The 19,910-nt window shown below is 60.5% G+C and carries 20 protein-coding genes; 17 read left to right on the top strand and 3 right to left on the bottom strand.

Annotated features, from left to right (window positions below):
• Positions 1–5: 5 nt before the first annotated feature.
• The 3 genes from QP324_RS00670 to QP324_RS00680 all read right to left on the bottom strand — a co-directional run bounded on the left by QP324_RS00670 (position 6) and on the right by QP324_RS00680 (position 4,176).
• Positions 6–1,205, bottom strand: a complete 1,200-nt coding sequence (locus tag QP324_RS00670) for a molybdopterin molybdotransferase MoeA (protein ID WP_284813905.1) — start codon at positions 1,203–1,205, stop codon at positions 6–8.
• 10 nt (positions 1,206–1,215) lie between these two features.
• Positions 1,216–2,328 (bottom strand): GTP 3',8-cyclase MoaA, encoded by a 1,113-nt coding sequence (moaA, locus tag QP324_RS00675; RefSeq protein ID WP_284813907.1) that lies wholly within the window; start codon positions 2,326–2,328, stop codon positions 1,216–1,218.
• A 66-nt stretch (positions 2,329–2,394) separates the two neighbouring features.
• On the bottom strand, positions 2,395–4,176 hold the full coding sequence (locus QP324_RS00680) for a long-chain fatty-acid--CoA ligase (protein WP_005327634.1): 1,782 nt from the start codon (positions 4,174–4,176) through the stop codon (positions 2,395–2,397).
• Between the two features lie 355 nt (positions 4,177–4,531).
• Here QP324_RS00680 and rho point away from each other — a divergent pair, with 355 nt between their 5' ends.
• From rho to QP324_RS00765, 17 genes are all read left to right on the top strand, one after another.
• Positions 4,532–6,367, top strand: a complete 1,836-nt coding sequence (rho, locus tag QP324_RS00685; protein ID WP_284813909.1) for a transcription termination factor Rho — start codon at positions 4,532–4,534, stop codon at positions 6,365–6,367.
• On the top strand, positions 6,360–7,436 hold the full coding sequence (gene prfA / locus QP324_RS00690) for a peptide chain release factor 1 (RefSeq protein ID WP_239228092.1): 1,077 nt from the start codon (positions 6,360–6,362) through the stop codon (positions 7,434–7,436). The genes rho and prfA overlap by 8 nt, the downstream gene beginning before the upstream one ends.
• 6 nt (positions 7,437–7,442) lie before the next feature.
• Complete coding sequence (prmC, locus tag QP324_RS00695) at positions 7,443–8,279, top strand: peptide chain release factor N(5)-glutamine methyltransferase (protein ID WP_284813911.1); 837 nt, start codon at positions 7,443–7,445, stop codon at positions 8,277–8,279.
• A gap of 32 nt (positions 8,280–8,311) precedes the next feature.
• Entirely contained in the window at positions 8,312–8,980 is a 669-nt protein-coding gene (locus QP324_RS00700; protein ID WP_284813912.1) for an L-threonylcarbamoyladenylate synthase, read from the top strand.
• Positions 8,981–8,993: 13 nt separating this feature from the next.
• Positions 8,994–10,169 carry an MraY family glycosyltransferase gene (locus tag QP324_RS00705; protein ID WP_284813914.1) on the top strand — a complete coding sequence of 392 codons (1,176 nt, stop codon included), beginning with the start codon at positions 8,994–8,996 and terminating at the stop codon, positions 10,167–10,169.
• A 73-nt stretch (positions 10,170–10,242) separates the two neighbouring features.
• Positions 10,243–10,620 carry a hypothetical protein gene (locus QP324_RS00710; protein ID WP_284814003.1) on the top strand — a complete coding sequence of 126 codons (378 nt, stop codon included), beginning with the start codon at positions 10,243–10,245 and terminating at the stop codon, positions 10,618–10,620.
• Positions 10,621–11,078: 458 nt separating this feature from the next.
• Positions 11,079–11,891 carry a F0F1 ATP synthase subunit A gene (gene atpB, locus QP324_RS00715; RefSeq protein ID WP_049361382.1) on the top strand — a complete coding sequence of 271 codons (813 nt, stop codon included), beginning with the start codon at positions 11,079–11,081 and terminating at the stop codon, positions 11,889–11,891.
• Between the two features lie 103 nt (positions 11,892–11,994).
• Positions 11,995–12,237, top strand: coding sequence for an ATP synthase F0 subunit C (locus QP324_RS00720; RefSeq protein WP_049361381.1), 243 nt, complete (start codon positions 11,995–11,997; stop codon positions 12,235–12,237).
• Between the two features lie 44 nt (positions 12,238–12,281).
• Positions 12,282–12,854 carry a F0F1 ATP synthase subunit B gene (locus QP324_RS00725; protein WP_284813916.1) on the top strand — a complete coding sequence of 191 codons (573 nt, stop codon included), beginning with the start codon at positions 12,282–12,284 and terminating at the stop codon, positions 12,852–12,854.
• Positions 12,855–12,860: 6 nt separating this feature from the next.
• Complete coding sequence (locus QP324_RS00730; protein ID WP_179386382.1) at positions 12,861–13,676, top strand: F0F1 ATP synthase subunit delta; 816 nt, start codon at positions 12,861–12,863, stop codon at positions 13,674–13,676.
• A 60-nt stretch (positions 13,677–13,736) separates the two neighbouring features.
• Positions 13,737–15,377, top strand: a complete 1,641-nt coding sequence (gene atpA / locus QP324_RS00735; protein ID WP_284814005.1) for a F0F1 ATP synthase subunit alpha — start codon at positions 13,737–13,739, stop codon at positions 15,375–15,377.
• Between the two features lie 50 nt (positions 15,378–15,427).
• Complete coding sequence (locus QP324_RS00740) at positions 15,428–16,417, top strand: F0F1 ATP synthase subunit gamma (protein WP_284766274.1); 990 nt, start codon at positions 15,428–15,430, stop codon at positions 16,415–16,417.
• Positions 16,418–16,420: 3 nt separating this feature from the next.
• A complete protein-coding gene (gene atpD / locus QP324_RS00745) occupies positions 16,421–17,866 on the top strand; it encodes a F0F1 ATP synthase subunit beta (RefSeq protein WP_049361377.1) in 1,446 nt (481 codons plus the stop codon).
• 10 nt (positions 17,867–17,876) lie between these two features.
• A complete protein-coding gene (locus QP324_RS00750) occupies positions 17,877–18,245 on the top strand; it encodes a F0F1 ATP synthase subunit epsilon (protein ID WP_238801023.1) in 369 nt (122 codons plus the stop codon).
• A 185-nt stretch (positions 18,246–18,430) separates the two neighbouring features.
• Positions 18,431–18,907 (top strand): DUF2550 domain-containing protein, encoded by a 477-nt coding sequence (locus QP324_RS00755; RefSeq protein ID WP_239277971.1) that lies wholly within the window; start codon positions 18,431–18,433, stop codon positions 18,905–18,907.
• Between the two features lie 23 nt (positions 18,908–18,930).
• On the top strand, positions 18,931–19,623 hold the full coding sequence (gene nucS, locus QP324_RS00760) for an endonuclease NucS (protein ID WP_284813919.1): 693 nt from the start codon (positions 18,931–18,933) through the stop codon (positions 19,621–19,623).
• A complete protein-coding gene (locus QP324_RS00765; RefSeq protein ID WP_284813920.1) occupies positions 19,623–19,907 on the top strand; it encodes a hypothetical protein in 285 nt (94 codons plus the stop codon). The genes nucS and QP324_RS00765 overlap by 1 nt, the downstream gene beginning before the upstream one ends.
• The last annotated feature ends 3 nt before the right edge of the window (positions 19,908–19,910 follow it).

Here is a 19,910-nt window from a genome sequence, read left to right on the forward strand (position 1 = left end):
GCTCCTTAATACAGATAAACGGTGATGTCCTCGCCCATGGCCGGCGGCTCGGAGTCGATGAGGCAAAAGCCATTGCTGCCGGCCAGCGACACGATGCGGTGACTGCCGTGGGGCAGGTGCGAGGTGATGGCGGGCGCTGCCTGAAAGTCTACGGTGACCGGAACAATGGTCGGCCGGCCGCGGGAGGCGGGAAGGCGCGTGTCCACTCGGGCGCGCAGGTTGACCCGTTGGCGTGGCGCGGGGTGTCCGGACAGTGCGGCGATAAGTGGCCGGGCATACAGCTGAAAATCGACGAAGGCTGCCACAGGGTTTCCGGGCAAGCACAGAACCGGGGTGTTATTCCACAGGGAGTAGCCCTGCGGGGCACCCGGGCGCTGGTCGACGTGCCCGAACCACGCGGAATCCGTGCGCCCAAGTACGGTGTGGACGACGTCGAAGGCGCCGGCTGATACGCCACCCGAGGTGATGACGAGGTCGTGGGACGGGGCTAGCTCATCTAGCGCAGAGGCTAGGTCCGCAGGGGCATCGCCCACATGGACGTGTGTATCTGCGCCACAGAGAGCGGCGAGCATCGGGCCATTGGAATCCGGCAGCTGGCCGGGGGCGAGCTGCGCTGGGGAAGAGACGAGTTCTTCGCCGGAAGAAATGACCGCGATGCGCGGGCGCCGGTAGGCCGCGACGGTATATACGCCGGCGGAGGTGAGGGCGGCGATGACGGCGGCATCGATAAGCGTGCCGGCGGTGGCGACTGGCGCGCCGGGCTGGATGTCCTCGCCGGCGGGGCGGATATGTGCCTTGGTGGGGGCCTCCGTGATGGTGACCTCGTCCGGAAGTGCTACGGGGCCGGCCGGGGTGGTGGTGTTTTCGACTGGGACGACGAGCATCCCTGCGGTATCGGCCACGGGGGCGCCGGTCATGATGCGCACGGCGTGGCCGGCGGGCACATCGATGGGAGCCGCGCCGGCCGGTACATCGCCGGCGACGGGGAGGGTCCACGGTGCGGAGGAAGAAAGATCCGCGGCATGGACGAGGAAGCCATCCATCGCTGAATTGGCATGGGGTGGCACGGGAAAGCGCGCGGTGGCGTCGGCGGCGAGGATGCGGCCGATGAGGGAGGCATCGACTGGTGCGGACTCGGCCGGTGGCGTGGAAGCCAGCGCGAGTACGGCGTCGAGGTGCGCGGAGATGCTGCGGGGCGTGGACATAAGACTCAGGTTAGCCGCCGATGGCGGACATCGGGCGGTCTGGTTGGAGAAAGCCCTCGTCGTCGATGCCGTGACCGGGCTTTTTGGTCCACATTTCCCCGGCCCAAGCCTCCATGATCTCTGCATCGCTCGCGCCGGAGCGCAGCAGGTCTCGCAGCGGGGTTTCGGAATTGCCAAAGAGACAATTGCGAATGGCGCCGTCGGTAGTAAGGCGGGTGCGGTCGCAATCGCCGCAGAAGGGGTGGGTGACCGAGGCAATGATGCCCAGCGTGCCGCGCGTGCCGTCCGGAGCGCTGACCTCCCACAGGGCGGCGGGGGCGGAACCGCGTGGTTCGCGTGCCGGCGCCATAGAAAAGTGGGTGCGCAGGCGGCCGAGGATATCCTCGGCCGTGATCATGTCCTCGCGGCGCCACTGCTCGCGGGGCCCGAGCGGCATCTGCTCGATGAAGCGGAGCTGGGCGCCGTGGTGGACGGCATAGTCTGTCAGTGGAACGATGTCTTCTTCGTTGACCCCGGGCATGACTACGGCGTTGATCTTGATGGGATGCAGGCCCGCGGCATCCGCGGCGGCGATGGCCTGCAACACGTGGTCGAGCCGGTCGCGGCGGGTGAGCGCGGCGTAGCGCTCACGGTCGATGGTGTCGAGCGAAATATTGATGCGGTCGAGCCCGGCCGCGGCGAGGGCGCCGGCGCGCTTTTCTAGGCCAAGCCCGTTGGTGGTCAGCGCGGTGGATGGGGAGCGGCCCTGGTCGGTGCGCAGCTCCTTCGTCGCGGCAATAATCTTCTCCAGCGACTTGCGCAGCAGGGGCTCGCCGCCGGTAAAGCGCACTTGGCGGATGCCTAGCTTGCCGACGCCTATCCGGATCAGCCGGATGGTTTCCTCATCGCTCAAGGTTTGCTCTGTGGGCATCCACTCCAAGCCTTCGGCCGGCATGCAGTAGGTGCAGCGCAGGTTGCAGCGATCCGTCAGCGAGACGCGCAGGTCACGGGCTTGGCGCCCATAGCGATCCAACAGTGCGCGCGTGCCATCAGCGGCCGGTGCAGGCAGATCCGCCGGCGGTTTCGCTCGGCCTACGGTAGGCAGGGGCAGGGAAACCACGGGCTGCTGGGAGGAAGAGGTCATTGGTGCCAGTCTAAGAGAGAGGACGAGGTACACCAAGCTGCAACGGCGACTGACGCGAATTTATTCCTAGTTTTCCCGGCTTAAATCGGCGGCGTTGGTGGCATCGAGGCGCTGGGATTCACCCGGGCCCTTGAGCCGGATGATGTTGTACTCGCCCTCTGCCAGGTGGGCGCGCAAATCTTTCTTATCGAACTTGCCCACGGAGGTCTTATCGATGGACTTCACAAAGGTCCAATACTCTGGCAGCATCCAGCTCGGCAGTTCCTTGCGCATGCTGGCGCGCAGGCGTTCTGCGGTCTCGATGGTGGGCGAGGCGCCCTCGGCCAATACTGTGACGGCGAGTGGGCGCTCGACCCATTGCTTATCGGGGTAGCCAATCACGGCGGCCTCGACGACAAGCTCGTCAGACATGATGAGGTTTTCTAGTTGGACGGAATAGATCCATTCGCCGCCGGAGCGAATGACATCGCGGGCGCGGTCCTCCACGGTAAGGAAGCCGTCCTTGGTAACAGAGCCGACGTCGCCAGTGCGCAGCCAGCCATCGGCGGTGAACTTATCCTCCGCGGCCTCGACTTGCTTGCCGCGGAATTCGGAGGCGATTTCGCCCGGTTCAGCGGTGGGCGAGTGGTAGTAGGAACCAGTGACCAGGTTGCCGCGCACCTGCAGCTCGCCGGCATTGCGGTCGGTGCGGGCGACGACTTGCCCATCGTTGACCACGCGGTATTCCAGTGACGCGGGGATGCGACCTTGGGATACGCGGTAGGCCCAGCGGGTATCGCCCGAGGCACCCTGGGGCGGGCGGGCAACGCTGCCCACGGTGGAGGTTTCCACCATGCCCCATACATGGACCACATCGACGCCGTAGCGCTCCTCCCACATCTTGATCAGCGTCGGCGGGACGGGGGAGCCGCCGGCGTAGATCTCCGTGAGCGTCATGCGCTCTGGTGGATGGTGCATGTAGTGAACAAAGAGCTGAATCCAGATGGTGGGCACGCCGTGTGCCACGCGCGGAGAAGTAGCGGCGATGGCTTTGGCAAGGGTGGGGGCGGACACGTCGGCGTCGGGAAGCACCAGCGGGGTGCCCGTCATGAAACAGGTGAAGGGAACGCCCCAGCTGAGCACGTGGCAGATGGGAATGCAGCACAGGAAGGTCTCGCCGTGGGTAATGCATAGCGAGTCCGAGGAACGCAGCTGCATGGCCTCCAGGTAGAGGGACCGGTGCGAATATAGTACTCCCTTGGGAGCGCCCGTGGTGCCCGTGGAATAGCACAGCGCCGCGGCCGTGCGCTCATCTAGTTCGGGCCAGTCATAGACGGTAGACCGGCCGTCAATAAGAGCCTCATAGGAATAGACCTCAACCCCGCGGGGGAAAAGGTGGGCAAACTGCTGCGCTGGTTGGGCGCCGGTGATGATGACGCTTCCCACGGAGTCGGTGCCCACGAGCACCTTGCCCAGCTGCTGCGCCAGGCGTGGATCGCACACGATGGCGGAGATTTCCGCGTGGTTAATAATGTGGCGAATCTGGTCATTCATCAGCTGCTTATTCAGCGGGGCAAAAATTGCGCCCTTGCAGGCGGTGCCGAACATTACCTCCAAATGCTCGGCGCAATTCCACATAAAGCTGCCCACGCGCTCATCGCTAGTGATACCCAATTCATCGTGAATGGCGTGGGCGAACGCGGCGGCGCGGGCAGCGATATCGCGGAAGGTAACTTCCTCGGCCGGATCGAATTCCGAGCCGGTGCCCTCACCGTGCCAGGTGGTAACCGTGGTGTCCCCGTGCACCGAGGCGCCGTATTCCAAAATGCGGGTCAGGGAGAGGGGGATATCCATCATCGTGGAAAGCATGCCTCTACTGTAGCGGTGTCATGGTGCGGGCGTTGCGTCCTATGCGTTATACTTGTTCGCGACTGGTAGGAAACTGGAAAGTTTTAGCTCCCCTTTCCTATGCATTCGGGCCCAGAGAAGTATTTTTGCCCGCAGTCGTTTCTTGATTTCTTCCGGTTCGTGCACTCGCTGTGCGAAGTCTCCATAAGGACACGGAAGAGGCCTCATACTTATTGCCCGGCAGGACGCGCATGCGCCTTGGCACGAGGGCGAGAAGTCCTAGAAAAATACACATTGGCTTCCAGTGCAACGCCGCGAGCAAAGGCTGCGGCGGCTCCCGCATAATCGGACCTGGTCAAGCAACGAAAGGATATCCGTGAGCGAAACGGACAACACCGCAGCACAGGATCTTGCATCCCTGAAGCTGCCGGAATTGCGCAAAATGGCCGCAGAGCGCGGCCTACGTGGTGTCTCTGCCCTGCGCAAGGGGGATCTCATCACCGCCATCAAGACCGGAAAGGTTCCGCCTAAGGCCAAGGCCAAGGTGGAAAAGGCCGCTCAGGTAGAAAAGGCGGAAAGGGCAGAGAAGCCTGAGAAGGCAGATAAGCCGCAGGAAAATGCGCCACAGAAGGCGGAAAAGCAGGAAGAATCCAGCGAGAAGCAGGATAACCGCCAGCAGGGATCTGGCGAGGAGCAGCGCTATGAGTCGCGCTCCCAGGCCCGCCGCGCTCGCCGCAACCGCGCCCGCCGCCAAGAGCGTCAGGAGCGCCAGGAACGGCAAGAGCGCGAGGAGCGCAACCGCAACGAGGAGCAGGGCGGCACTAAGGACAACCGCGACAATAACTCCCAGGACGGCTCCGATAATCAGGGCGAGAAGAATGACCGCGGCGATAATAAGCAGCGCGGCAATCGCCACGAGGACAACAACAACCACGAGCGCGGCAACCGCCGTGGGCGCCGCAACCGCCGCAACCGCCGCGGCCGCGGAAATAATAATGACAATAACGGCGGCAACGATTTGCAGGTCCGCGAGGGCGATGAGCTGCAGGCCGTCGGCGGCATCTTGGATGTCGTAGACAATAATGTCGCCTTCCTGCGCACCACGGGCTACCGCGCCGCGGCTTCCGACGTCTTTGTGAACAACGGCATCGTCCGCCGCTTGGGCCTGCGCTCTGGTGACGCCATCACTGGCCAGGTCAAGGTCTCCGGCCCGACGCATACGCACGGCAATGGCCGCAACCGTCGCAAGTACAACCAGCTGGTACAGGTCGATACCGTCAACGGCATCGATCCGGAAGGCGCAAAGCAGCGCCCGCACTTTAATAAGCTCACCCCGCTGTATCCGAATAGGCGCTTGCGTTTGGAAACGGATCCGAAGATCCTCACCACCCGCGTCATTGACCTCATCATGCCGATTGGTAAGGGCCAGCGCGCGCTTATCGTCTCCCCGCCAAAGGCTGGTAAGACGACGATTCTGCAGAATATCGCCAACGCGATTTCTACCAATAACCCGGAGTGCTACCTCATGGTCGTTCTCGTAGACGAGCGCCCTGAGGAAGTTACGGACATGCAGCGCTCCGTCAACGGTGAGGTTATTGCCTCCACCTTTGACCGCCCGCCATCAGAGCACACCTCCGTGGCAGAGCTGGCTATCGAACGCGCCAAGCGCCTGGTGGAGCAAGGCAAGGACGTCGTGGTTCTGCTGGATTCCATTACCCGCTTGGGTCGCGCTTATAACAATTCCTCCCCGGCTTCTGGACGCATTCTCTCCGGCGGCGTGGACTCTAACGCGCTCTACCCGCCAAAGCGCTTCCTGGGTGCCGCCCGCAATATCGAAGAGGGCGGTTCGCTGACGATTATCGCCACCGCCATGGTGGAGACCGGCTCTACCGGCGATACCGTCATCTTCGAGGAATTCAAGGGCACGGGCAACGCCGAGCTGAAGCTGGACCGTGGCATCTCTGAGCGCCGCGTCTTCCCAGCCGTGGACGTTAACCCGTCCGGTACTCGTAAGGACGAGCTGCTGCTCGTACCAGAGGAAGCACGCATCATGACCAAGCTGCGTCGCATCCTCTCCGCCCTGGATTCCCACCAGGCCATTGACCTGCTCATTAAGCAGCTGAAGAAGACCCGCTCCAATGGCGAGTTCTTGATGCAGGTGGCCTCCTCGGCCCCGATGGCTGCGGATAAGGATGAAGAAGATTATGTCTAATCAGGTTTCACTCGTTGATGACATCGTGTCCGAGTACCAGGGCATTGAGATGCAGATGGCCGATCCGGAAGTAGCCGGCGACCAGAAGCAATTCCGCAAGCTCTCCAAGCGCTACGCGGAGCTGCGACCCATCATCATGGTCAATGATGAGCTCACCCAGGCGCGCGAGGATCTCGCCGATGCCAAGGAGATGGCCTATGAGGACCATGACTTCCAGGAGGAAGCGGACCGGCTAGAAAAGTCCGTGGAGAACTTGGAAGAAAAGCTCGCTGACCTGCTCGCGCCGCGCGATGAGCAGGATTCCGAGGACATCATTATGGAAATCAAGGCCGGCGCGGGCGGCGAAGAAGCAGCCCTCTTTGCCGGTGACTTGGCCCGCATGTACGAGCGCTATGCGGATAAGACGGGCTTTAATTGGGAGGTCTTGGGCCTCAATGAGTCCGATCTGGGCGGCGTGAAGGATATGACCATTTCCTTCCGCTCCAAGTCCCCGTCGCGCGATGGTGCATGGTCCGTATTCAAGTTTGAGGGCGGCGTGCACCGCGTACAGCGCGTTCCGGTCACTGAGTCCCAGGGCCGCATCCAGACCTCTGCCGCCGGCGTGCTGGTCTACCCGGAGCCGGAAGAGGTCGAGTCCGTCAATATCGATGACAAGGATATTCGCGTCGACGTTTACCGCTCTTCCGGTAAGGGCGGTCAGGGCGTGAACACCACCGACTCCGCGGTGCGTATCACCCACCTGCCCACTGGGCTTATCGTGACCTGCCAGAAGGAGCGTTCTCAGATTCAAAACAAGGCGCGTGCGCTGCAGGTCCTGCAGGCCCGCCTGGATCAGATGGAGCGCGAGGCCCGCGAGGCTGAGGCCGGCGAGCAGCGCGCCTCCCAGGTGCGCACCATGGACCGTTCCGAGCGCATCCGCACCTATAACTGGCCGGAAAACCGCATCACGGATCATCGCATTGGTTACAAGGCCAATAACTTGGATTCTGTGTTGAATGGCGACATGCATGACCTTATTAAGGCCCTGCAGGACCAAGAGCGTGCCGAGCGCCTCGAGGCCGAGGGTTAAACCAGCGTGGATAACACGTATGGACAGGCGCTGCGCCGCGGGGTGCAGCGCCTTCGTGCTGCCGGGGTGGCCAGCCCTGAATGGGATGCACGCATTATGGCCGCGCACCTCATCCACTGCGGCCACATGGATATCCCGCTCAATCAGTCTTCTATGCCCGGCTTCGACGTGGCCTTTGATGCGCTGCTTCGCCGCCGGGAGGACCGCGAGCCTTTGCAGTACGTGTTAGGCAGCGCCTGGTTCGGCCCGCTGGAGCTCAAGGTGGGCCCGGGCGTGTTTATCCCGCGGCCGGAAACCGAGGTTATGGCGGACTGGGCGGTGCGCAATGCGGAAGGCCCGCGGCTGGTTGATTTGTGCACCGGCACGGGCGCGTTGGCGCTCTACCTCCACCACTATCTGCCTGACGCGCAGGTGAAGGCAGTGGAGTTTGCCGACGCCGCCCTAGCCTATACCCAAGCCAATACCCGTAACACCGGGGTAGAGGTCATCCAGGCTGACGCCACGGTCGACGATACTTTGGCGGAATGGAATGGGACCGTGGACCTGCTCGTGACCAACCCGCCCTATGTGCCAGAGACCTCGGATCTTGAACCGGAGGTCTATCATGACCCGCATAACGCGGTCTTTGCCGGTACGGATGGGATGGGGGTCATCACAGGCCTTATCCCGACCATTGCGCGCCTTGTACGCCCAGGCGGCAAGTTAGCCATCGAACACGACGATTCCACGAGCGAGGCCGTACAAGCCGCATTGGTCCGCCACGGCGGCTTTGAACAGATCGCCCCGCTGCAAGACCTGACGGGAACGCCCCGCTTTGTCACTGCGGTGCGCGGGGTAGACTAAGACACCATTGAGGGCAAGAAGGGGAAAAGATTATGCAAGGAAAGATTTTTAACTGCGCCGATGATGCCGAGCGCGAAGAGGGGATGAATATTGCGGTCAAGGCTGCGCAATCCGGCCGCCTTGTGGTCATGCCCACCGATACGCTCTACGGTCTCGGCTGCGATGCTTTTGATAATGATGCCGTAGCCAACCTCTTGGCCACCAAGCAGCGCGGCCCGGATATGCCGGTGCCGGTTTTAGTGGGGTCCTGGGATACCGTTCGCGGCCTCGTTGCTTCCTATACCGATACCGCGCGTGACTTGGTTGAGGCCTTCTGGCCCGGTGGCCTGTCCATCGTAGTCCCGCAAGCACCATCGCTGCCGTGGAACCTTGGCGATACCCGCGGCACCGTGATGCTGCGCATGCCGTTGCATCCCATTGCCATCGAGTTGCTGCGCGAGGTTGGCCCCATGGCTGTCTCCTCCGCCAATATTTCTGGTCACCAGCCGCCGACCACGGCGCTCATGGCCAAGCAGCAGCTTGGTAAAGCCGTGACGGTTTACTTAGATGGGGGAGAGACGGCCGTCGGCAAGCCCTCGACCATCATTGATCTCTCTGGCGAGCGCCCGTATCTGCTGCGAGAAGGGGCACTTTCGGCCGAGGAAATCCGCGAGGTCATTGGCGTCGACGCGCAGACCCTGCGTACCCGCCCACAGGCTTAAGGGAGGAATGCGCGTGAGCGGCAGTGGTGTACCGCTGCGCGAGCTGGCCCTCGTCATCCTCGTCGCAGCAGCATTTACGTATCTCACCACCGGCGTGGTGCGCTCCGTTTTGGTGCGCACCGGCCGCGTGGCGGAGATTCGCCTGCGCGACGCCCACACGCAGCCCACCCCGCGCATGGGTGGGGTGGCCATGTTTACCGGCTTCGCGGCGGCGATATTCCTCGCAGCCCAGCTTCCAGCCTTGACTCGGGGTTTTATGCCCGTCACTCCGGAGATGAATGCGGTACTCTGGGCGGCCCTGGCGCTATTGCTTGTCGGAGTGGTCGATGACTTGGTGGAGCTGAGTGCCATAGTGAAGCTGTTTGGCCAGCTCTTTGCTGCCACCTTGATGAGCGGGCTGGGCCTTACCTGGACCCTGCTTTTCATCCCTTTTGGCGGCGGCACCACGGTCGTCCTCGACCAATTGCAAAGCACCCTGCTCACCGCTTTCTTTACCGTTCTGCTCATCAATGCCATCAACTTTGTCGACGGCCTCGATGGCCTAGCGGCAGGCCTTGGCATGATTGCGGGCGGGGCAATTCTGGTGTTTTCTTTGACCGTTCTCCATGACCAGGGCGGTGCGGTCTCGGCCTACCCGCCGGCTATCATCAGCGCTGCCCTGGTGGGAATGTGCGCTGGATTCTTGCCGCATAACTTCGAACCGTCGCGCATCTTCATGGGCGATTCTGGCTCGATGCTTATTGGTCTCTTGCTCGCTGCGGCCTCGACTTCTGCGTCTGGCAAGATCAATATGTCGCTCTACGGCACGGTGGACATTGTCGCCTTGATGTCGCCCATCATTGTGGTGGTCGCAGCGGTGTTTATTCCAGTCCTGGACCTTGTCTGGGCTGTCATTCGCCGCCTGTCCCAGGGGCGCTCACCGTTTTCTGCGGATAAGGCGCATATCCATCACCGCTTACTCTCGCTCGGCCATACCCACCGCCGGACCGTGCTGGTCCTTTATCTGTGGGTCTCCGCCGTAGCCTTCGGCGCGGTGTCCTTTTCCATCGTGCCCGCACCAGTGGCCATTGGTGTTACCGTCGTTGCCTTGCTCTTGGCATTCGCGGCAACCCTCGTACCTTTGCGGCAAGGAAAGATTGGCCCAGCTGCGCGAGAGACCGTCGTGGTGAAGGAATCCGAGCCCTCGTGAGGTAGGGTGTGTAGCCGTGAGTGAAGCACAAGCGACTACGCAACCCTCGGAATTTGATGACCACCGCCGTCCCATGCAAAGGGCGGTCAGACTGGGCGGCCTAGCCCTGCTGGTTATCACGGTGGTCTCCTTAGCCGTCTGGGGCGGTATCAGTGGTCTTCCCGGTATTTGGGGAGTCCTGGTCGGTGCCGCTATCGGTGGCGGCTTCGTCTTATTTACCGCCTTGTCGGTTTTGCTGACTGCCAATACCACTCCTGCCAACACCATGGCGGTGGTGCTGGGTGGTTGGCTGCTCAAGGTCATCGTTTTGGTCATGGTGCTTCTCGTAATCCGAGATATGGATTTCTATGACACCTTGGCGCTGTTCGTGACCGTTATGCTGGCCCTTTTCGCCACTTTGGGCACAGAGGTATGGGCCGTCGTCACCTCGCGGGTCACGTACGTCTCGTAGCAGGGAAGTGGCCTTTCTTAGGGCCCACCGCTTTTCTGGAAGGAAAGGTGGTGGGCCCTTTTGCTCTGTGTGCATGCAATCGTTTCTGTTGTGGTTACCCCCGTCAAGGTGGGGAAATAGGCAGGTGTGATGAACTCCACGTAGCAGGATTTAGGCAGAATGTGGCCTTTTTGTTGTGAATTTGTGGCGGAATTGGGCCCGCAGCGGTGAAACTAGGCTCGTTAGTGGCCCCCCACGTGCGAAAACTCTTGATCTAACTGATACGCTTTTCTTCGGGTTACCGCGGGCTAGCGCAAAAGCTGGCTTTCGCAGCGGTGAATCCCTGTCTTACGCACGCTGATGTGCGACGGAGTCCGTGTGTGAGGCAGAGAGTTTGAGACGTCCATCGCACCACACGGCCTTCGACAAGCTGTGTGGCCCGAACACGGGAGAGAACGCTGAGCGTTACAACATTGGCCATGAAGGGTAGCTTCCACGCACCCGAACTGGACCCAGAATTTTTCCCGGGGCACGTAACCGATGATGGCGGAGTCGTTGACCTCTGGTTGAGCGATTTTGCCAACGGTTGGTTCGCTTTGGATCGCATCATGCTCGTTCGCCTTCTGATGGCGGCCGTGCTGGTGCTCCTATTTGTTGTCGCCTTCAGGAACCCCAAGCTGGTTCCTAAAGGAATTCAAAACGTAGGCGAGCATGCGATTGACTTCGTGCGAGTTCAGATCGCAGAAGACATCTTGGGCAAGAAGGAAGGACGTCGCTTCCTTCCACTTTTGGCCTCTATCTTCTTTGCAGTTTTGTTCTGGAACCTCACAACTATTGTGCCGGGTCTGAACATTTCTCCGAACGCCCGTATCGGTATGCCAATCGTCTTGGCAGCTGTTGCGTATATCGCCATGATTTACGCCGGCGCTAAGCGCTATGGCTTTGGCAAGTTCATCAAGTCCTCGGTGGTTATTCCTAACCTGCCACCGGCCTTGCACATTCTTGTCGTGCCGATTGAGGCATTCTCTACGTTTGTTATGCGCCCAGTCACCTTGGCTCTTCGTCTTATGGCGAACTTCCTGGCTGGCCACCTGATTTTGGTCCTGTTGTACTCGGCTACGAACTTCTTCTTCTTCCAGTTCAACGCCTGGACCGCAGTGGGTGGCTTGACCCTGGTCGCAGCGGTTCTGTTCACGCTTTACGAGCTTATCGTCATCTTCTTGCAGGCATACATCTTTGCCCTGCTGACGGCGGTATACATCGAATTGTCGTTGCATGCAGATTCGCACTAACAACAACGCGAACCTCGCGGTTAACTAAATACCCCAAAATCAAACCAACACCGCCCCGCAGGACACTCCTACGGGATATACATTGAAAGGGAACGACTTTCACATGAACGAGATCATCCTGGCTCAGGACGCAGCAACCACCTCCTTCGACGGCCTTCAGTCCCTCGGCTACGGCCTGGCCACCATCGGCCCGGGCCTGGGCATCGGCATCCTCGTTGGCAAGACCGTTGAGGGCATGGCACGCCAGCCTGAGATGGCCGGCCAGCTGCGTACCACCATGTTCCTGGGTATCGCCTTCGTTGAGGCACTTGCCCTCATCGGCCTCGTTGCAGGCTTCCTGTTCTAAAGAACGCTTTACACAAGTAAATCGAACTTTAAGAACGGAGACCCATGAACAACGTCATTTACTACCTTGCAGCAGAAGGAAGTGAGCGCCTGCCGCTGGAGAGCGGCAACTCCATCCTTCTGCCCAAGATGTACGACTTAGTCTGGTCAATCATTCCGTTCGCCATCATCTTGCTGATTTTCGCGAAGTTCGTTCTTCCGAAGTACAGCCAGATGCTGCAGGAGCGTGAAGACCGGATCGAGGGCGGCTTGAAGCGTGCCAAGGCCCAGCAGGCCGAGGCTAAGGCTGCTCTGGAAAAGTACAATGCTCAGCTGGCCGATGCCCGTGCAGAGGCAGCCGAGATCCGCGAGCAAGCGCGCGAGCGCGGTAAGCAGATTGAGGCCGAGGCTAAGACCAACGCGGAAGAAGAGTCCCGCCGCATCGTCGCCAATGGCGAGAAGCAGCTGGAGGCTTCCCGCTCGCAGGTTGTTACTGAGCTGCGTTCCGAAATGGGCCAGAACTCCATCAACCTGGCGGAGAAGATTCTGGGCGGCGAGCTTTCCGACGCCTCTAAGAAGTCCTCCACCATTGATGGCTTCTTGTCCGAGCTCGACTCTGTGGCACCGGCCGGAAAGTAGGCAACTATGAAGGCAGCTAGCCGCGAAGCACTCGCAACCTCGCAAACCCGCTTGGATGAAATCCTGGCAGGCGACAACAACGTCGCCACCGCCGCGCAGGCGGGCCTGGATATCTTCGAGGTTGTCGATGTCTTGGATGCAGACCGCGAATTGCGCGTTGCATTCACCGATATCGCCGCCCCGAGCGAGGCACGCAAGTCCCTGGCAGAGACCCTGTTCGGCTCCAAGATTTCCGATGGCGCATTGCGCATCATCCAGGAAGCTGCGGCCGCACAGTGGTCCACCCCGAAGGACTTTGTCAAGGGCTTGGTGTCCCTGGGCCGCCGCGCACTGCTGCGTGGTGCTGAGGCGCAGGGTCAGCTGGGCCAGGTAGAAGACGAGCTCTTCCGCCTGTCCCAGATTCTTGACCGTGAGGGCGAGCTCACCCAGCTGCTTTCCGACCGAACTGCTGATTCCGCCCGCAAGCGCGGATTGCTGGCAAACGTGCTCTACGGCAAGGTCACGATGTTTACTGAGGCCCTCGTGCTTCAGGCCATCTCCCGCCCAGAGCAGAACCCGATCGATGACGTAGCCGCTCTGGCTGATTCTGCAGCTGACCTGCAGGACCGCACCATTGCGCGCGTTACCGCAGCGGGTGAACTAAACGAAGGCCAGCAAGCAGTACTCGCTGAGAAGCTGGGCAAAATTTATGGTCGTGCGATGTCCATTCACTCTGAGGTTGACACCAGCCTCCTCGGTGGCATGCGCATCCGCGTCGGCGATGAAGTCATTGATGGCTCCACGGCAGGCAAGATCGCCCGCCTGCGTGCCCAGATGGCGTAGCCGAAACGACAGAAACGATTTAAGTAAGTGCTGGAAGATACTACCGAGAGCAGGAAGAACATGGCGGAGCTGACGATCTCCTCCGACGAGATCCGTAGTGCGATTGCGAACTACACCTCGAGCTACTCCGCGGAGGCCTCCCGTGAGGAGGTCGGCGTGGTCATTTCGGCAGCTGACGGTATTGCGCAGGTTTCTGGCCTGCCGTCCGTTATGGCGAATGAGCTGCTCGAGTTCCCAGGCGGCGTGATTGGCGTCGCACAGAACCTTGACACTAACTCCATCGGTGTCGTGGTCCTGGGCAACTTCGAGTCCCTCAAGGAGGGCGACGAGGTTAAGAGGACCGGCGAGGTTCTCTCCATCCCAGTGGGCGAGGAATTCCTCGGCCGCGTAATTAACCCATTGGGTCAGCCGATCGACGGCATGGGCCCAATCAACGCTGAAGAGGAGCGCGTCCTCGAGCTGCAGGCACCATCCGTGCTGCAGCGCCAGCCGGTTGAAGAGCCAATGCAGACCGGCATCAAGGCTATCGACGCAATGACCCCGATCGGCCGCGGCCAGCGCCAGCTGGTCATCGGTGACCGTAAGACCGGTAAGACCGCGGTCTGCATCGATACCATTTTGAACCAGAAGGCTAACTGGGAGTCCGGCGACAAGGACAAGCAGGTACGCTGCATCTACGTCGCTATCGGCCAGAAGGGCTCGACCATCGCTGGCGTGCGCCGCACCCTTGAGGAGCACGGCGCACTGGATTACACCACCATCGTGGCCGCACCGGCTTCCGATTCCGCCGGCTTCAAGTGGCTAGCGCCGTTCTCCGGTGCAGCGCTGGGTCAGCACTGGATGTACCAGGGCAACCACGTCCTGGTTATCTACGATGACCTGACCAAGCAGGCTGAGGCCTACCGTGCCATTTCCTTGCTGCTGCGCCGTCCGCCGGGACGCGAGGCATACCCAGGCGATGTGTTCTACCTACACTCCCGCCTGCTGGAGCGTGCTGCAAAGCTTTCCGACGACATGGGTGCCGGCTCCATGACCGCCCTACCGATCATCGAGACCAAGGCAAACGACGTCGGCGCCTTCATTCCGACCAACGTCATTTCCATTACTGACGGCCAGGTCTTCCTGGAGTCCGACCTGTTTAACCAGGGCGTTCGCCCGGCTATTAACGTCGGTGTTTCCGTCTCCCGTGTCGGTGGCGCTGCACAGACCAAGGGCATGAAGAAGGTCGCCGGTAATCTGCGTCTGGACCTGGCTTCCTACCGTGACCTGCAGGCCTTCGCTGCGTTCGCATCTGACCTGGACGCTGCTTCCAAGGCTCAGCTGGAGCGCGGTTCCCGTCTGGTCGAGCTGCTGAAGCAGTCCGAGTCCTCCCCGCAGCCGGTGGAGTACCAGATGGTGTCCATTTACCTCGCCGAGGCTGGCATCTTCGACGTCGTTCCCGTTGAAGACGTCCGCCGCTTCGAGGACGAGGTACACGAGTACCTCAACGCCAATACCCCAGAGGTCTTTGAGCAGATTTCCGGTGGCAAGCCGCTGACCGATGAGTCCAAGGACGCATTGGTTGCGGCAGCTAAGGACTTCCAGCCGACCTTCCGCACCTCCGAGGGCCGTAACCTCGGCTCCGAGGCACCGGTAGAGCCTTTGGATGAAAGCGACGTAAAGAACACCGAGCTCAACGTCTCCCGCAAGACGGCTAAGTAGAGTTCAGAACTCACAACTAACCGTCTAGATTAAAGAAGGGAGGAGAAACGATGGCTAATCTTCGCGAACTACGTGACCGCATCCGGTCCGTCAATTCGACTAAGAAGATCACCAAGGCCCAGGAGCTCATTGCTACCTCGCGCATTACCAAGGCGCAGGCTAGGGTAGAGGCCTCTCAGCCGTACGCGGCTGAGATGACCAGCATGATGAACAAGCTGGCTGCGGCTTCTACGTTGGAGCATGACATGCTGCGTGAGCGCGAAGACGGAAACGTCGCCGCCATCCTCGTGGTCACTTCTGACCGCGGTATGTGCGGTGGCTATAACAACAACGTCTTCAAGAAGGCGGCACAGCTGCAGGCTCTCCTGGAAAGCAAGGGCTACGAGGTAGTTCGCTACGTTACTGGTAATAAGGGCATCGGCCACTACAAGTTCCGCGAGGACGAAGTAGTGGGCAGCTGGGGCGGTTTCTCTCAGGATCCAACCTGGGAGACCACCCACGATGTGCGCCGTCACTTGATTGATGGCTTTATTGCTGGTTCTCATGGCACTACCAAGGGCCGCGACGGCCTGCATGCGCAGGGTGAGGGCGCCGGTGTACGTGGCTTTGACCAGGTACACGTTGTCTACACCGAGTTTGAGTCCATGTTGACCCAGACCGCGCGTGCTCAGCAGCTGTTGCCAGTTCAGCCGGTCATTCAGGATGAGGAGTATCACCTCGGTGACTCCGCTCTGACTGACGCCGAGTCTGCGGACGATGTTGCCGCAGGATTCGAGTTTGAGCCAGACGCAGATACGCTGATGGAAGCGCTGCTTCCGCAGTACGTCTCGCGTATCCTGTTTGCTATGTTCTTGGAAGCTTCTGCTTCCGAGTCCGCTGCACGCCGTACAGCTATGAAGTCTGCTACTGACAACGCAACCGAGATGGTCGAGGACCTCTCTCGCGTGGCTAACCAGGCCCGTCAGGCACAGATTACCCAGGAAATTTCAGAGATCGTCGGTGGCGCTGGCGCGCTATCTGACAGCGCAGAAAGTGACTAGATTATGACTACAGCTCTGCAAGAGCAGAATGCACAGTCTTCGGCAGTCGCCGGTCGTGTCGTGCGCGTCATCGGTCCGGTTGTGGACGTGGAATTCCCACGTGAGGCACTGCCGGCCCTGTACAACGCACTGCACGTCGACATTAAGCTCGAAGCTGTTGCAAAGACCGTCACCCTCGAGGTCGCTCAGCACCTCGGTGACAACCTTGTCCGCACCGTGTCCATGGCACCGACCGACGGCCTTGTCCGCGGTGCCGAGGTCATCGACTCCGGAAAGCCAATTTCCGTGCCGGTCGGCGACGTCGTCAAGGGCCACGTCTTCAACGCCCTCGGTGACTGCCTCGACGAGCCGGGTCTCGGCCGCGATGGTGAGCAGTGGGGCATCCACCGCGAGCCGCCAGCGTTCGACCAGCTCGAGGGTAAGACCGAGATTCTGGAGACCGGCATTAAGGTCATTGACCTGCTGACCCCGTACGTTAAGGGCGGCAAGATTGGCCTCTTCGGCGGCGCAGGTGTGGGTAAGACCGTTCTCATTCAGGAGATGATTACCCGTATCGCCCGTGAGTTCTCCGGTACCTCCGTCTTCGCCGGCGTCGGCGAGCGTACCCGTGAGGGCACCGACCTCTTCCTGGAGATGGAAGAAATGGGCGTGCTGCAAGATACCGCACTTGTCTTCGGCCAGATGGATGAGCCGCCAGGAGTCCGTATGCGCGTGGCTCTGTCCGGCTTGACTATGGCGGAGTACTTCCGCGATGTGCAGAACCAGGACGTGCTGCTGTTCATCGACAACATCTTCCGTTTCACCCAGGCCGGCTCCGAGGTTTCGACCCTGCTGGGTCGTATGCCTTCCGCTGTGGGCTACCAGCCAACCCTGGCTGATGAGATGGGTGTTCTGCAGGAGCGCATTACCTCGACCAAGGGCCGTTCCATTACGTCCCTGCAGGCCGTTTACGTTCCTGCCGATGACTACACCGACCCAGCTCCGGCTACGACGTTCGCTCACTTGGACGCCACCACCGAGCTGGACCGTGCTATTGCTTCCAAGGGTATTTACCCAGCAGTGAACCCGCTGACCTCTACCTCTCGTATCCTCGAGCCGGGTATCGTTGGCGAGAAGCACTACGAGGTTGCACAGCGCGTCATCGGTATTCTGCAGAAGAACAAGGAACTCCAGGACATCATCGCCATCCTTGGTATGGACGAGCTGTCCGAGGAGGACAAGGTCACCGTTCAGCGTGCCCGCCGTATCGAGCGCTTCTTGGGCCAGAACTTCTTCGTCGCACAGAAGTTCACCGGCCTGCCGGGCTCCTACGTGCCGCTGTCTGAGACCATCGATGCCTTCGAGCGCATCTGCGATGGCGAGTTTGACCACTACCCAGAGCAGGCCTTCAACGGCTTGGGTGGCTTGGACGATGTCGAGGCTGCATACAAGAAGTTGAACGAGAAGTAGGGAGAGGCACATGGCTGACATCACCGCCGAATTGGTTTCCGTCGAGCGCCTGCTGTGGTCTGGACAGGCCTCCATGGTCACGGCTGAGACCACCGAGGGTGAGATCGGCGTGCTTCCCGGTCACGAGCCAATGATCGGTCAGTTGATCGATAATGGCGTGGTGACCATCCACCCAGTGGACGGCGAGCGCCGCGTCGCCGCCGTGCAGGGTGGTTTCCTCTCCGTTACCCAGGACAAGATCACCGTCCTCGCTGATTGGGCCATCTGGTCCGATGAGGTGGATGAGGAGAAGGCTCAGAAGGATTTCGCTTCTGAGCACGAGCTCACCAAGTCCCGTGGCGAGGCCGCACAGCGTGCAGTTCGCCGCGCCAAGGCTTAATACCTTGGATTGGTAGGAGAGGGCAGCAATAGCCGCCCTTCCTGCTCTCTTAAGGCGCATCGGTTTATAGCCGGTGCGCCTTCTTCGTTTTTTCTTTGCCTTTTCTTATTGGCGTGGTGGCCCTTCAAGGCGCTACAATCCAAAGAATCAGTTTCTCCACAGAGCGAGGATGGCGTGAAAGGCCCATGAATTCAACGGTGGTTGCAGTGCTTCTGTGGGCCCTTGGAGTGGCCCTGCTGCTAGTTATTTTTCTGGCTGCGCTTCGCTTTTTCACTGTGCGATCGCGCGGTACTTCTGTCCTTCTGCGCCGAGTTCCGGCTAAGAATTCCCTTTCCTGGCGCCATGGTTCGTTGCGTTATGAAGGCGAATTTGTGGAGTATTTCAAGCTCCGTTCTGTCTCTCCGCGCTGCGATCTGCGCATCAACCGCCTCGACATCGAAGTAGTGAGCACCCGCCCGCTTGATGATGACGAGGCTTCTTTTATGTCCGCTGCCACCGAAGTCGTTCGCTTTCGGGCCAAGGGAAGAGAATATGAACTGGCGTCGGACGCCCACGGAATCATGGCCTTCGGGGCGTGGGTAGAGGCCGCTCCATCCAAGCGCCAGCAGCGCTTTGACTTCCGGGAACTGCGCGAACGCGCTACCCGTCAATCCAAGCGATAGCTCCACCCGCTAGGGTAGAGAACATGCGTTTAGTAATCGCCCGATGCTCAGTAGATTACGTGGGCCGCTTGGATGCCCACCTGCCAATGGCAGACCGCCTGCTCATCGTCAAAGCGGACGGTTCCGTGTCCGTGCATGCCGACGACCGCGCTTATAAGCCACTTAACTGGATGACACCCCCGTGCACCCTGAAGGAGTCCGGGATTGAGGACCTCGACGGCGAAGACACAGGCGAGATCTTGTGGCTGGTGGAAAACCCCAAGGGCGAGCAGTTGCGCATCACCATTGCCGAGATTCATGAAGAAATCTCCTATGACATGGGTGAGGATCCAGGCCTAGTCAAGGATGGCGTCGAGGCTCACCTTCAAGAGCTCTTGGCAGACCAGATTGATACCTTGGGCGAGCGCTACACGTTGGTGCGCCGCGAATATCCCACGGCCATCGGTCCTGTGGATATCATGGCTAAGGATGAGAACAATAATAACGTCGCCATCGAGGTAAAGCGCCGCGGAGGCATTGATGGCGTTGAGCAGCTGACACGGTATCTGGAGCTGCTCAACCGCGATGAGCTTCTCGCCCCTGTCTCCGGTGTATTCGCAGCCCAGGAAATCAAGCCGCAGGCGCGTACCTTGGCTGAGGACCGCGGCATTCGGTGCGTCGTACTGGATTACCAGGAGCTACGCGGGCTCGAGTCGAACGAATTGCGACTGTTCTAATGCCACGGCGAAATAGGCGCAAACCCGTGGAAGTCCGGTCCCTGCCCAAAGACGGTTCAACCTTTCTAGGTTCGCAAACTGTCGAGGGGCCAAGTTGGACGCACGGCGAGCCCTATGTCATGCGGCATATCGGTTCTGCTCGCGCTCAGAAGTATTACTTGTGCCCTGGCTGTAACCAAAACATTCCGCCCGGGGTGGCACACATCGTCGCCTGGCCGCGGGACGTGGGCCGCCGGGGCGACGATCGCCGGCACTGGCACCGCCACTGCTGGGAGCGTAGGTAGACT

The sequence above is a fragment of the Corynebacterium sp. UMB0012 genome, assembly GCF_030216265.1.
Classification (GTDB): Bacteria; Actinomycetota; Actinomycetes; order Mycobacteriales; family Mycobacteriaceae; genus Corynebacterium.

Excerpts from the sequence above, each read along its gene's own strand:
- QP324_RS00670 (WP_284813905.1), bottom strand. The coding sequence starts at position 1,205 with ATGTCCACGCCCCGCAGCATCTCCGCGCACCTCGACGCCGTACTCGCG.
- moaA (WP_284813907.1), bottom strand. The coding sequence starts at position 2,328 with ATGACCTCTTCCTCCCAGCAGCCCGTGGTTTCCCTGCCCCTGCCTACC.
- QP324_RS00680 (WP_005327634.1), bottom strand. The coding sequence starts at position 4,176 with ATGCTTTCCACGATGATGGATATCCCCCTCTCCCTGACCCGCATTTTG.
- prfA (WP_239228092.1), top strand. The coding sequence starts at position 6,360 with ATGTCTAATCAGGTTTCACTCGTTGATGACATCGTGTCCGAGTACCAG.
- QP324_RS00700 (WP_284813912.1), top strand. The coding sequence starts at position 8,312 with ATGCAAGGAAAGATTTTTAACTGCGCCGATGATGCCGAGCGCGAAGAG.
- QP324_RS00710 (WP_284814003.1), top strand. The coding sequence starts at position 10,243 with ATGCAAAGGGCGGTCAGACTGGGCGGCCTAGCCCTGCTGGTTATCACG.
- atpB (WP_049361382.1), top strand. The coding sequence starts at position 11,079 with ATGAAGGGTAGCTTCCACGCACCCGAACTGGACCCAGAATTTTTCCCG.
- QP324_RS00720 (WP_049361381.1), top strand. The coding sequence starts at position 11,995 with ATGAACGAGATCATCCTGGCTCAGGACGCAGCAACCACCTCCTTCGAC.
- QP324_RS00725 (WP_284813916.1), top strand. The coding sequence starts at position 12,282 with ATGAACAACGTCATTTACTACCTTGCAGCAGAAGGAAGTGAGCGCCTG.
- QP324_RS00730 (WP_179386382.1), top strand. The coding sequence starts at position 12,861 with ATGAAGGCAGCTAGCCGCGAAGCACTCGCAACCTCGCAAACCCGCTTG.
- atpA (WP_284814005.1), top strand. The coding sequence starts at position 13,737 with ATGGCGGAGCTGACGATCTCCTCCGACGAGATCCGTAGTGCGATTGCG.
- QP324_RS00740 (WP_284766274.1), top strand. The coding sequence starts at position 15,428 with ATGGCTAATCTTCGCGAACTACGTGACCGCATCCGGTCCGTCAATTCG.
- atpD (WP_049361377.1), top strand. The coding sequence starts at position 16,421 with ATGACTACAGCTCTGCAAGAGCAGAATGCACAGTCTTCGGCAGTCGCC.
- QP324_RS00750 (WP_238801023.1), top strand. The coding sequence starts at position 17,877 with ATGGCTGACATCACCGCCGAATTGGTTTCCGTCGAGCGCCTGCTGTGG.
- QP324_RS00755 (WP_239277971.1), top strand. The coding sequence starts at position 18,431 with ATGAATTCAACGGTGGTTGCAGTGCTTCTGTGGGCCCTTGGAGTGGCC.
- nucS (WP_284813919.1), top strand. The coding sequence starts at position 18,931 with ATGCGTTTAGTAATCGCCCGATGCTCAGTAGATTACGTGGGCCGCTTG.
- QP324_RS00765 (WP_284813920.1), top strand. The coding sequence starts at position 19,623 with ATGCCACGGCGAAATAGGCGCAAACCCGTGGAAGTCCGGTCCCTGCCC.